Raw genomic sequence first — 12,864 nt, forward strand, 5'->3', positions numbered from 1 at the left:
GGGGCGGGTGTTACTGACTGGGGCTTGTGACCAGAACAGGTGTGTTCTCCTCGGCCTGCTCATCGATGTCGTCTGGATCGGGCAGGCCGAGCAGTGCACGGTGGAGCTTGTCGAACTCCCCACCCCAGCCGGCGCTATCGGTGCGGGCCAGGCCACCCATCTCCACGAACGTGGAGCTCCCGTCGGCGGAAGGTCGCAGCCGGATCCAGATGGACAACCTGCTGACCAACGCGCTGCGCCACACCCCGCCCGGCGGTCAAGTCAGCATCCGCGTTGCCCGCCGAGGGGCCAACAGTGTCCTCATTGAGGTCGTCGACACCGGGGGCGGGATGACTGCGGAACAACTCGGGCACGTCTTCGAACGGTTCTACCGCGGGGACACCGCCCGCGACCGCGACCACGGCGGTTCCGGTATCGGCCTGACCATCTCCCGGGCCCTGATGGAAGCTCACGGCGGAACACTCACCGCCACCTCGCCCGGACCAGGCGAAGGCGCCGTATTCACCATCGGTCTTCCCCTACTCCCGAAGGGCACCCCCTGATGGCCAGCGACCCCCGCCCCCTGCCGGAAGGCACCCCTGGAGGGGCATGATGGCCGGGGAGTTTCCCCCACGATCCCACCGATCCAAAGGAGCGATCCGATGACCACCCCGACTCCCCCTCGGCTGCCACCGGCCTCCACCGGCTGCGGGTGCTGCGCGCCCGCTACGCTCTCCCGTCGGCGCAACACCGGACACACCTTCCCCCCTGCGAGGTGATCGGGAAGGAAGCATCATCAAGGCAGTCCGCCCTACGGCGGCTCAATGCCTCTGGGGAGCCCTGGGCCTGCGTCTGAGGCACTTCCTGGGGCAGAGGCCGAGGCTGTGCACCCGAGGAAGACCCGCACACCCGTGGCTCTTCTACCCCGTGGGCGTGTTCCGACCCCTAAGGATCAGCACGAGGACGGCAGCGATGACACCGATGAGGGCCAACCCCGCAAGAATCAGGACTATCGGATTACTGACTACGGAGGTGTCCTCCTCGGCGGTGCTCTCGGCGGCTGTGGTCTCCTCCCCAGGCCTGGCGTCGGCGCCCGTGGTGGTGGCGGCCGTTTGGGCGTCACCGGCGACGGTGAAGGTGGCCTCGCTGCGGGTGGCGTGGCCGTCGGAGGAGAGGATCTGGAAGCCGACGGTGTAGTCACCTGGCCCGCCGCTGACACCCGCAGGTAGATCAAGGGTCACCAGTCGGCCGTCGATGGTCGGCTCACCACTGAACAGGAGATCACCGGAGCCCTGGTCGGTGATGGCCACGGTGCTGAAACCCTCCTGGGGCAGCCCGGAAAACTCCAGCTCGATGCGGCGCGGAAATTCCTCGACCACTTCACCGTCCGCGGGATTGCCGCCGATCACGGAGTCATGCGCGAGGGCAACCGGGGTGGCTACGACCGTCAGGGCCCCGACCGCCACAACAGTAGCCAGCACACGACGAGGGAGCATGGGGGAGATGATCACGAAAGTCCTCCTGGACTGGGCCGGTTCTTCAACCGGATGTGAGCGACTACGACACCTGCCTGCGGGAGGTACCAAGAGAGTGGTCGGAACGGGCGGGAGGAAAGTTCCCGGCCACGCCGCCTTCACCGGGTGTTGTTCTTCCCAGGTCGGTGCCCCCTGCAGGGGGCGAACCGGAGGAAGAGACCGGTCCCTGGGCAATGTACAAGAACACCCGCAGGCCCCATTAGGGTGAACCTCACGCCCGCTTCCGAGCACACCATGAGAGCGGAGGCGGCATGGACGGCGAAATGGACACAGATGACCCACCCGGTAAATGACACCCCCACTGCCACGGATACGACCACAGGGACGACCCCCACCATCGGGAGCCGGCCTCAGGAGCGGGTACGCCCCACGTGGCCGTTGTACCTGCTCTTTTTCGCCGTCGCCGGTGCCATCGGCGGGACGGTGGCCTACAGCTTCCTCGGTGAATCCCTCGCGGCCCTGGGGATCCCCAACCCGGGCATCGCGACCACCTTCGGGTTGCCGTTTTTCCGTGCGGTCGGTTGGATGCTCGCTGCCCTGTCCGCCGGTTCTTTCCTGTTCGCTGCTTTCCTCATCTCCCCACGGTTGCCCGGCGGTGATCACGACCACCTGCACCAGGCCTCGTTGAGTGTGGACGGGCACCTGGCCTCGCGTACCGGTGCGGTCGCGGCCATCTGCTTCGGACTGATCGCGTTGTTGATGATCCCGCTGGTGCTCTCAGATGTCTCCGGCACCCCCCTGGCCCAGACACTGGGCCTGGAGACCCTGACGGTGGCCGTCGAGCAGGTGGCCATGGCCCAGGTGTGGCTGATCGTCGCCCTTATTGCCCTGGTCACCGGTTGTACGGGCCTGATGAGCCGGGCGTGGATCACCCAACCACTGTTGCTCCTCGGGTCAATCCTCATGATCATCCCCCTGGGCCTGACAGGGCATTCCTCCTCGGGCGGTAACCACGACCACGGCACCAACTCCTACCTGTGGCACCTGGTCTTCTTAGTCCTGTGGGTCGGCGGACTCATGGCCCTACTCGCCCACGGTCGTCGCCTGGGACCTGACCTGGATATTGCGCTGCGCCGCTACTCGACAATCGCCCTAGTCTCCATCATCGTCATGGCCGTGTCCGGGCTGGTCAACGCCGCCATCCGCATCGAGCTGACGGATCTGTTGACCACCCGTTACGGGTTAATCATCGTGGCCAAGACCATCGGCGTGATCATCCTCGGTGTCTTCGGGTGGATCCACCGGGCGTGGGTCATTCCGCAGGTGCAGGCCAACCCCGCTGATCGCCGCCTGTTCCGCCAGGTCGCCATCGTCGAGGTGCTTGTCATGGCGGCGGTCACCGGTATCGCCATCACCATGGGGCGCACCCCGCCGCCCCCACCGCGCATCCCGAACCTCTCGCAGATGGCCACCAAGCTCGGCTACGAGCTGTCCGAGAAGCCCACCATCCTCAACGTGTGGGGCATGTGGCGCTTTGACCTGCTGTTTGGTGCCCTCGCCCTGCTGCTGGCCGTCGGCTATCTGGCCGCTGTGTGGCGCACCCGCCAGGCAGGTCACACCTGGTCGAGTACCCCCACCGCCTGGTGGTTGGCCGGATGTGTGACCCTGCTGGTGACGATGAGCTCCGGGATCGGGCTGAATATGCCCGCGGTCTTCTCGGTGCACATGGTCGGCCACATCATCTTGTCGCTGGTCATCCCCATCTTCCTGGTGCTGGGTGCCCCGCTGACCCTGCTGATGACCGCCTTCGCCCCGGGGGCCCCGGGTAGGCCGAATATCCACGACTGGGTGCGCGCCTTCACCCGCAGCCGGTTGGTGGGGGTGATCACCCATCCGGTGGTCAACACCCTGCAGTTCCTGGTGTTCTTCTACGTCATGTACCTGTTCATCCCGCTTTATGAGCTGCTGATCTCCAAGTACGCGGGGCAGCTGATCATGAACACCGTGCTCCTGGTCTCCGGTTGCTTCTACGTCTGGGGGATGCTCGGACCCGACCCGATCCCGCGCCGGCGCCCAGCCACCGTCCGCCTGGGCTGGCTGGTTGCCTCCCTGCCCGTCCACCTGCTCGTCGGGGTCTATCTCCTGCGCCTGGACACGATCCTGGGCGAGGAGTTCTACCGCTCCCTGCTCCTGCCCTGGGAGCTCGATCTGCTCGCCGACCAACGCACCGCCGTCCTGGCCTGGGCCACAGGTGTGGTCCCACTGGCCGTCGTCGCCCTCCTGCTCATCGGCCATTGGCCGGGCACGGTCGGGAAAACCACGGGCAACGAGGAAAAGACCACCACCGGTAGCAACGCCGAGAACGAAAACCACACCACATTCCTCGGCCCCACCACGGACGGTAAGACCCCCACGTCCGACCACGGCACCCGGACAACCGACCAGCCTTAACCACCCCGGTCTCACCGCCGGCCCCTCACGGGGCCAGCGAGGAACTGGTCGCGTGACCTCCTCCCGGGCTCCCGCAGCCATGGCCCATGCCTCGACGAGGCCAGCGACAAGCCCGAGACAGGCCTTTCCCTTGGTGATCCCCCCGCCCATCACAGACACCTCCCCAACTAGGAGCCGAACTATGAAATAGATCACTAAATGGACTCCGGAGGTGACTTCGGTGGGGATGAGAAGTTAATGTCACCTCCATCAGGTAACGAAACAGTCACAATTTCGTCTCTAACGAGTACAACGGTGAGATCGAGTGTGGCGGAACAACGGACAACGACGGAAGAAGATTCATGCGACTGAAGGCTCAGCGATCAGCCGGAGGAAAACACCGCAAGATCCCCACCCCGCAAACCAAGAGCCGCGTAGCCCTGGTGGCCGTGGCCACGGGCGCGGTCTCGTCTGCGGGTCTCAGTGGTGCCGCCGTCGCCACGCTGCAGACCCAGGCTGAGGCCCCGATCTCCCCGCAGGACACTGTCGGTGGCGTGCAGTTGGCCACCAATGACACCGCGCTGCCCCCGGACACGACGGAGACGGCCCCGCAGATCCTGACGATCTCGGAGTATAAGCCGGTAACCAATATCAACGAGCAGTTGGACAAGGCGGTTGAGTACGCCGCCGAGCGCACCGAGGCCGCCCGCGCTGAGGCTGCACGTCTGGAAGCAGAACGCATTGAGGCAGAACGCCTGGCCAACGCCTCATCCGTGGTCAAACCCACTGAGGGCACCTTCACCTCCGGTTTCGGTATGCGCTGGGGCAGCCTCCACGCAGGACTAGACATCGCCAACGTCGTGGGCACCCCAATTCTTGCGGCCATGGGCGGCACCGTCATCGACTCCGGACCGGCTTCCGGTTTCGGCCAGTGGATCCGCATCCAGCACGATGACGGCTCCATTGCCGTCTACGGCCACATGGAAACCCTCGATGTCAGCGTGGGTGAGAAGGTCACCGCCGGCCAGAAGATCGCCGGCATGGGTAACCGAGGTTTCTCCACCGGTTCCCACCTGCATTTTGAGCTCTACCCGACCGGCAGCGGCGCCGTGGACCCGGCTCCCTGGTTCGCCGAGCACGGCATCACCTTCTAACCTTCCCCCCACCCGGGAGAAAACCCGGTCCTGACCCTCAGGCCAGCGCCTGTGGTCCGGATGTAAACATGCTCCCGGTCATCTCACACTCCTCCGCCGAGGGCACCGAGGAGTAGTACAGGGGATTGTGTACTCTCTACGATTATGAGCACGGTGACCGTCACTCACACCTCGGCGTTGTCCCGGGTGGGCAATGCCCTGTCCGATGACACCCGGACCGGGATCCTGTTGGCCTTGCGCCACGGGCCCGCCCGACCGTCCGTGCTGGCCCGGCAGTTGGGTGTCTCCAAACAGGTGATGTCGAATCAGTTGGCCTGTCTGCGCGGATGCGGGCTGGTGGCCTCCACCCCCCAGGGGCGCAACGTCTGGTATTCTCTGGCTGACCCCCAACTGGGTCACGCCCTCGGTGAGTTACTCGAGTTGGTGGTCACCATCGATCCGGCCTGTTGTTCGCCGGACGGTTGCACCTTCTCATGACCGCCTCGGTCCTGGAGGACTTCGTCGCCACCTTGCCGGGGCCCACGGCCTCGACACCCCTTAATTTCCACCAGAGATAGAACGGACCCCTCTTGAGCACCCCCACCACCCGCACCACCTCCACCCGGCCCTCCGGGAATTGGAGAAAAGCCCAGATCATTGTCTGGGCGTTATTGGCAATCGTCGTCATCGCCGGGATCGTCGCCTTTTTCCTCGGCCGATCCGACTCCGCTTCTGCGCCCGCCCCGGAAACCGTGGCCAGTGATGCGGGGCAGGTGGTCCGGGACAACAGTCGGGTGCTGTCCCAGGCGCCGAACGAGAAGGCCGTGCTGGTGGAGTTCCTCGACTTCGAGTGCGAGGCCTGCCGGGCGGCTTACCCCTTCGTGGAGGAACTACGTGCGGAGTACTCCGACACCGTCACCTTCGTCAACCGTTACTTCCCGCTGCCGGGTCACCGCAACTCCATGCCCGCTGCCGTGGCTGTGGAGGCTGCCGCCCAGCAGGGCCAGTACGAAGCGATGTACCAGCGGATGTTTGAGACCCAGTCTGAGTGGGGTGAGTCCGCCGAGGACAACAGTGCGGTCTTCCGCGGCTTCGCCGAGGACCTGGGTCTGGACATGGCCGCCTTTGACGCCGCTGTGGCCGATCCGGCCACCGAGGAACGGGTCCGACTCGATGTGGCTGACGGCACGGCCCTGGGTGTGCGCGGCACCCCGACCTTCTTCCTCGACGGCCAGCTCCTGACCCCGGACTCCCTGGAGCAGTTCCGGGCCGAGGTCGACGCGGCCGCCGCCGACTAACCCGAATCCATGACGCACCCAGCCACCGCCGACGACAATGAGGTTCTCGTGACCGAGCCGAACAACGACACCTTCCTGCCGGTCTTTGCCCGCCAGCGTCCTTTCGCCCTCATCCTGCTGGTCACCGGCGTGATCGGCTGGGTGGCCTCCGGCATCCTGGTGCTTGAACGCCTGGCCCTCTACGAGGACGCCGAGCATGTCACCACCTGTGACATCAACGCCCTGGTCTCCTGCGGAAAAGTGATGGGAACCTGGCAGTCCGAACTCTTCGGCTTCCCCAACCCGTTGATCGGCATCGTCGCCTTCGCCGTGGTCATCACCACCGCGATGGCCATGCTGTCGGGGGCACGCTTCGCCGACTGGTACTGGGGAGGTTTGCAGGCGGGTGTGACCGTGGGCCTGCTGTTCATCATCTGGCTGTGGTACCAGGCGCTGTTCGTCATCCATATTTTGTGCCTGTACTGCATGGTGGTGTGGGCGATGATGGTCCCGCTGTTTATCCTGCTCACAGTACGCAACCTCGCCCACGGCCTCTTCCCCGCCTCGCCTGCTGTGGTGCGGTTTGCCTCCCAGTGGGCAGGCACCCTGATCGCCGTGGTCTACGTCGCTGTGGCCGCCTCGGTGTTCCTCAGCTTCTACTCCGATTTCACTAACCTCTAACTCCCACGAGCTGTGGTTTCCTTTCCCACACCTCTACCGAAGGCCGGGTGGCCCAGGTCCCAGGAACTGGGCCACCCGTACCTGTATCAATGGATGGCTCGTGCAGCTGCCTTTGGGCAGCATTGACCAATCCCCACAACCGGACCTGGTTGTGGGTGTTTCGCTCTGATCCTGGGGTTGTGTCCAGTAAGGGATGAGGAGCTGCTGGGCTTCATCTTGGCTGAGTTCATTGATGACCTCAGGTGAAAGACGAAGATCATTTTCCAAGGCCTGGATAAGCCACGGTGGCAAGGGAGGAACCTGGGATGGCTCCAGGTGGGCATGAATCCCGCCGTAGAGCCGGCCCATCTCCTCGATGACCTCGGCCAAGGCACGGGTGTGCGGGTGGTCCGCCTGTTGTAGTTGCTTCACCCAGTGGCTCTGTCAGCGCTCTTTGAAAAGTAGCCCAAAACGCTCCTCGAAAAGTAGCCCACCCGGAAAAGATTGGATGGGTGATTTCATTGGAGGAATGGGCGCAGATCCGATACCTGCGTGGGCAGGGTCTGTCATTGAGGAAGATCGCGGCCGAAGTGGGCTGTGCGAAGAAGACGGTGGAGAAGGCTTTGGCTTCAGATTCGCCGCCTTGTTACAAGCCACGGGATGCCAAAGGAACGAGTTTCGATCCGTTTGAACCGCAGGTCAGGGAACTTCTCGCGGAAACACCGCAGCTTAATGCCAAGGTGTTGGCTCAGCGAGTGGGCTGGACAGGCTCGGATTCATGGTTTCGCAAACACGTTGCCAGGATCCGGCCTGAGTATATGCCCGCCGACCCAGTCGATACCCTTACTCACTCCCCGGGGCGTGAGATCCAATGTGATCTCACTTTTGCACCGGGTGGACTACCTGATGCTGATGGGGGCTACCGCGCGTTGCCGGTGTTGGTGATGGCAGCCTCGCATTCTCGTTTCGCTGCGGCGTGTGTGCTTCCCTCGCGCACGACTGATGACTTGATCGCCGGGATGTGGCAGTTGATAACACGTGATTTCCAAGCGGTACCAGATCGGCTCGTGTGGGATCACGAGTCCGGGATTGGCAAGGCGAAGCTGTGCGAGCCTGTTGCCGCATTCGGCGGGGCGCTGGGCTGCAGAATCGTTCAGACCCCACCGCGGGACCCGGAATCTAAAGGCATCGTCGAGCGCACCAACGGGTACATGAAGCGTTCCTTCTTCCCCGGGCGCCGGTTCAGCGACCCGGTGGATGTGCAAGCCCAACTTGATGAGTGGTTCACCACAATCGCCAACGCACGCGTTCACACCACGTTGAAGGCCACACCGGCGGACTTGTTCGCAGCTGATCAGCGAGCGATGCGCCCCTTGCCACCGTATCCGCCGGTGTTCGGTGTCAGGCCCGCGGTGCGCCTGCCGCGTAACTACTACGTCACCGTTGACACCAACCAGTACAGCGTGGATCCGACATTCATTGACCGACTAGTCACTGTGCGCAGCACGCTTGATGAAATCGCCGTGACCGGGCCACACGGTGAACCCGCCGCGGTGCACCCACGCCATTGGGGCCAGCACAAGGTCATCACCGACCCCGCCCACGCCCAAACTGCCCACGCCATGCGCCGCGACCTAGCTACGGCGGGCGAGAGATTCCAGCCAGATACCGCTGTTGACATCGCTGACCTATCCATCTACGACCACATCGCCTAACACGGCCTCAACGCCCCACAAACTTCAAGGAGAGCTCTTTCCTATGACCCGCACCAGCGCCCACGACACCGCGGCGGCAATTAGTCACCTCGCACGGGAGTTGAAAGCCCCACGCATCGACAACGTCTACTCAACCATCGCCAATCAAGCACGTAGCCAATCCTGGACATTCGAGGAGTACCTCGCCGCCGTGCTATCCGTCGAAGCGACCGCCCGCGCGGAATCCGGAGCATCATTACGCGTCAAACGCGCCGGCTTTCCGGCCGTGAAAACCATCGCCGACTTCGACTTCACCGCACAACCCAGTATTGACCGCACTGAAATCGCACGCCTTGAAACCGGGGCCTGGGTCGCCACAGCTGAAAACGTCGTCCTGCTCGGCCCACCCGGAACCGGCAAAACCCACCTCGCCACCGCACTTGGCATCACAGCAGCGCAGCAAGGCTATCGCGTCCTCTTCGACACCGCCGCCGGGTGGATAAACACCCTCACCGAAGCCCACAACACCGGCAAACTCGAAACGCTGCTGAAACGATTAAACCGCTACCACCTGCTCATCATCGACGAACTCGGCTACATTCCCGTCGAAGCTGACGCGGCGAACCTGTTTTTCCAACTCGTCTCCAGACGCTACGAACACGGCTCCATCATCGTGACCTCAAACCTAGCGTTTTCCGAATGGGCGCAATGCTTCGGCGACATCACAGTAGCCACCGCCATGGTCGACCGCATCGTCCACCACGCCAAAATCTTTCAACACCGAGGAGTAAGCCACCGCATCAAAGGACGCGAAATACCCACACCAACAACCCCCTCACCAACCCCACATCAGGCACAATAACAACGACCACACTGGGCTACATTTCAAAGAGCGCCAGTGGGCTACATTTCGAAGAGCGCTCACAGCCCGGCGATGAGGCCTAAGACGATTGTTCCACCCGAGGCGAAGCCGATGGATGACTTGATGAGACCGAACTCATGCCATTCCTTGGTTCCGCGGAGGATTCGCATAGAAATCAGTGCTATCGCGAAGCTGGCCTCCGAGGTCACGGGCTCCGTTCTCCGCAGCATGTCGTGCGTTTCCGGTGTTGTCCGGGCGATCTCGACAAGCAACGGCCGTCTGGCGGGAGTGGGAACTCTCGCAGGCATTACCTCCCAGTCATAGCGAATCGATACCCACAACTAGCAAAGTGGCCGACCCTCGTAAGGAACGGCCACTTTAGTGCGAGCTAATTAGCGGATGACTGGGTTCAGGGGTTCTTCGCCGACTCGACGGTCGGTGGTGGTGACAACCACTTCGTCCTCCTCGAGCGCCTGAGCGACGCCCTGGCGGCGGACGTTGTAGATGATGATGGACGCGATGGCCGCCAGCACCGTCACTGCCAGCAGGACCAGCAGGGAAGCCCAGTAACGTCCGTCGTAAAGCCCATCCGTTGCGCGAATGAACGCGTAGCGGGCGTAGCTCATCGGGTGCAGGTTGTGCATGAACTGCAGCGGTCCAGGGATGGTCGGCAGCGGCCAGACACCGCCGAAGACAAACAGGCCGAGAGCGAAGACGCCGATGGAGAACAGTCCACCAACCAGGCGGCCGAACAGGATGCGGAACAGCTGGAACATGGCGGCGCCGCTGGCGGCGATGAGGAGGATCACCGCACCCATCGACAGCCAGTTGTCGGGCCTCCAGCCGAGGACCACGGACAGGGCGGTGAAGATGCCCATGACCAGGAGGTTGATGCCGAAGATCATCGCCAGGGCACGCAGGACCGGACCGGCACCCGTGCGGCTCTCACTGCGGCGACCAACGACGTGCGGCAGCAGTGCGGACAGGATCGCCATGACCAGGTAGCCGAACACGAGCATGATGATGATGGAGAAGCCGCTTTCGATCGACTTCACGGTCGGGTTAGCCGGGTCCACGAGCTCCTGCGTCGGGTGCATGTTGGCTTCCTCGAAGATGATCGGGACAGCCATCTGCTGTGCGGAGCGGTCGACGTACGACACGACCGGGGCCTGGGCAGCGCCCTCGTCAAGCTTCGACTTCAGCTCGCCGGAGCCGTCCTTGAGCTGCTGGACGCCGTCGGCAAGCTGCGTGCCGCCGTCGGTAAGTTGGGTGGTGCCGTCCTTGAGACGCACGGTGCCGTCAGCGAGCTGGGTGGTGCCGTCCTTGAGGCGGCCCGTGCCCTCGAGGAGGCGATCGGTGCCGTCGCGCAGTTCGGTGGAGCCGGAGGCGAGCTGCTGGGAACCGTCGATGAGCTGGTTAACGCCGCTGATGTAGGGGGCGTCGGGGCTGTTGAGGTTGTAGCTCAGCTCGGCGGTGCCGGCGCGCAGACGGTTGAGGTCGTTGACGATGTTGGCCGGGTTCGCTGGGTCGATGCGCGATATCGCGGACTCAATCTGGGCTGCCTGGTCATTGAGGCCGAGGCTGCGCAGGGTGCCGATCACCGGAGTGACCTGGGTTACAATGCCCTGCGCCTGCTCGAGAATCGGGATCAGGGTGCCGGTCAGTTCCTGGACGCCGGCGTCGATTTGTGCGGCACCGTCGCCAAGCTGCGTCGTGCCGTCCTTGAGTGTGACAAGGCCGTCGCTGAGCTGGTACGCGCCGTCCTCGAGGCGGCGGGCGCCGTCGTTGAGTTCGCCAGCGCCACTGTTGAGCTCGGAGGCGCCGGCATCGAGCTGCACCGCACCGTCGTTCAGGTCGGTCGCGCCGCTATCGAGCTGGTTAATACCGTCGACGGCCCGTCCGGTGCCATCCTGGAGTTGGCCGAGTCCGTCGTCGATCTGGCCGGCGCCGTCTGCGGCGCGCTTGATGCCGTCGCCGAGCGAGTTAAGGCCGGTCAGGGTCTCGGTGGCGTACGTTTCCGAGATGGTGGAGGAGATCTCGGCCTGCAGCTGCGGAATCAGCGAGGAGGTGATGATCTTGCCGTTCGTGCCGCCGTAGTCGTTGTATTCCACGAGAACTTCGGACTGGCGGGGGTTGTCGGTGATCAGCGAGACCGTCCGCTCGGAGAAGTCCTCCGGGATGGTGACCACGAACAGGTAGTCGCCCTTGGTCAGGCCGAGCTGGGCCTCATCGGCGGGAAGTTCCTCAAAGTCGAGGTATTCGGTTTCCAGCAGCCCCTGGACCACCTGGTCGCCGACAACTTGGAACTCGCCGCCGTTTTCGGCGCCCTTGTCCTCGTTGACCACTGCGAGGGGAACGTTGGGGAGCGTCTTGGCGGGGTCCCACATGGACCACATGAACGTTGCTGCGAGAAGGAGCGGGATGACCAGGCACAGTACGATGACGATGCGGGCTAGGGCGCTTGCTGGTCGCCAGTCAAGGATGCGCGCTGCACGGGAGCGCTCCATCACGACGGTCTCCTCAGGGGACGGGGCCCCACCTGCGGAAATTGTGGAGGACACTAGGGACTTCCTTTCGGATCTCTTCCCGCCAAACGACGGCTCGTGTTTCGATGGGGAAACTAAGTGCTGAAATACTAACCCCTACCTAAGTGATTTTCATCATTTCCCTAGAAAATAGGTTACCCCCGTCACATATTGCCGAACTTAGAGAATCAGCAAATTATTTTTCGCGGCGCGCACTTCCGGAAGCCGGTCCTTCGCGCGCCTCAGGGTGTTCCATTGTTCTGCCGGGATGGCTGAGACAGCGTCGGAAAAAACGTCGCGCTCAGGCGTGCCCCACGCGATCGGCATCGGGGTGATCACCTGCCAGGTGCCCGCGTCGCCGGCGTTACGCTGCCCGCCAACTGCGACAACCGGGACCTTCGTGCCCACGGAGCCCTCCGTCAGTGGCACCGCCTGAACGTCGCGGCAGGTCAGCGCCCATCGTGCGGGCTGGGCTGGGTCGACCGTCGTGTTCACCAGCGCGAGCAGGGTGGTGCGGGTGCCGGGGAGGTCTGCGATGATCGCCGGGGCAAGCGGGTGGGCGTCGAAAAGCGATTGCGTGGAACCGACCGAGCGGGGAATGGCCAGGCCGACGATAAGCATCATCACGCCGAACAAAACAAGGCCCAGGCTCCCGAGCAGGCGCCACGGCGAGGCCGGGTCAACGAGCAGCCACACGGCGACCCCGCCGGCGAGACAGAGAACGAATAGCGCGATGGCGGAGATGACGAGGTAGCGCGTGTCGCGCAGCATCTCGTTATGCTTCTTTGCCCAGTCCTCGTCGACTTCAAACTGAAAACCGCTCATGCGC

Annotated in this window: 12 protein-coding genes; 8 read left to right on the top strand and 4 right to left on the bottom strand. The window is 63.6% G+C overall.

The annotated features are described in order from the left end of the window. Positions 1–10: 10 nt before the first annotated feature. A complete protein-coding gene (locus RIU96_RS05485) occupies positions 11–217 on the bottom strand; it encodes a hypothetical protein (protein ID WP_311203428.1) in 207 nt (68 codons plus the stop codon). Between RIU96_RS05485 and RIU96_RS05490 the strand changes: the two genes are divergently transcribed. Continuing rightward, positions 210–542, top strand: coding sequence for a sensor histidine kinase (locus tag RIU96_RS05490; RefSeq protein ID WP_375542965.1), 333 nt, complete (start codon positions 210–212; stop codon positions 540–542). The two genes, RIU96_RS05485 and RIU96_RS05490, sit on opposite strands and share 8 nt — an antisense overlap. Before the next feature lie 357 nt (positions 543–899). Here RIU96_RS05490 and RIU96_RS05495 read toward each other — a convergent pair whose 3' ends face one another. After that, entirely contained in the window at positions 900–1,475 is a 576-nt protein-coding gene (locus RIU96_RS05495; protein WP_311205170.1) for a copper resistance CopC family protein, read from the bottom strand. A 273-nt stretch (positions 1,476–1,748) separates the two neighbouring features. Between RIU96_RS05495 and RIU96_RS05500 the strand changes: the two genes are divergently transcribed. The 7 genes from RIU96_RS05500 (at position 1,749) to istB (ending at position 9,510) form a co-directional block, all read left to right on the top strand. Beyond that, a complete protein-coding gene (locus RIU96_RS05500; RefSeq protein WP_144317280.1) occupies positions 1,749–3,905 on the top strand; it encodes a bifunctional copper resistance protein CopD/cytochrome c oxidase assembly protein in 2,157 nt (718 codons plus the stop codon). A 341-nt stretch (positions 3,906–4,246) separates the two neighbouring features. Next, positions 4,247–5,038 carry a M23 family metallopeptidase gene (locus RIU96_RS05505; RefSeq protein WP_144317279.1) on the top strand — a complete coding sequence of 264 codons (792 nt, stop codon included), beginning with the start codon at positions 4,247–4,249 and terminating at the stop codon, positions 5,036–5,038. A gap of 144 nt (positions 5,039–5,182) precedes the next feature. Next, a complete protein-coding gene (locus RIU96_RS05510) occupies positions 5,183–5,515 on the top strand; it encodes an ArsR/SmtB family transcription factor (protein WP_144317278.1) in 333 nt (110 codons plus the stop codon). Positions 5,516–5,607: 92 nt separating this feature from the next. Then, positions 5,608–6,315, top strand: a complete 708-nt coding sequence (locus tag RIU96_RS05515; RefSeq protein WP_144317277.1) for a DsbA family protein — start codon at positions 5,608–5,610, stop codon at positions 6,313–6,315. Positions 6,316–6,324: 9 nt separating this feature from the next. Next, entirely contained in the window at positions 6,325–6,975 is a 651-nt protein-coding gene (locus RIU96_RS05520; protein WP_144317276.1) for a vitamin K epoxide reductase family protein, read from the top strand. Between the two features lie 491 nt (positions 6,976–7,466). Beyond that, entirely contained in the window at positions 7,467–8,669 is a 1,203-nt protein-coding gene (gene istA / locus RIU96_RS05525; protein WP_311205168.1) for an IS21 family transposase, read from the top strand. Positions 8,670–8,712: 43 nt separating this feature from the next. Further along, positions 8,713–9,510: an IS21-like element helper ATPase IstB gene (gene istB / locus RIU96_RS05530; RefSeq protein WP_311205171.1), complete on the top strand. Its 798-nt coding sequence runs from the start codon at positions 8,713–8,715 to the stop codon at positions 9,508–9,510. A gap of 392 nt (positions 9,511–9,902) precedes the next feature. Here the strand turns inward: istB and RIU96_RS05535 are convergent, their stop codons facing one another. After that, positions 9,903–12,071, bottom strand: a complete 2,169-nt coding sequence (locus RIU96_RS05535) for a YhgE/Pip domain-containing protein (RefSeq protein WP_259809835.1) — start codon at positions 12,069–12,071, stop codon at positions 9,903–9,905. Positions 12,072–12,215: 144 nt separating this feature from the next. Then, positions 12,216–12,860, bottom strand: a complete 645-nt coding sequence (locus RIU96_RS05540) for a DUF3239 domain-containing protein (protein WP_144317270.1) — start codon at positions 12,858–12,860, stop codon at positions 12,216–12,218. Positions 12,861–12,864 lie beyond the last annotated feature (4 nt).

The sequence above is a fragment of the Corynebacterium sp. Z-1 genome (genome assembly GCF_031844665.1).
GTDB classification, from domain to species: Bacteria; Actinomycetota; Actinomycetes; order Mycobacteriales; family Mycobacteriaceae; genus Corynebacterium; species Corynebacterium sanguinis.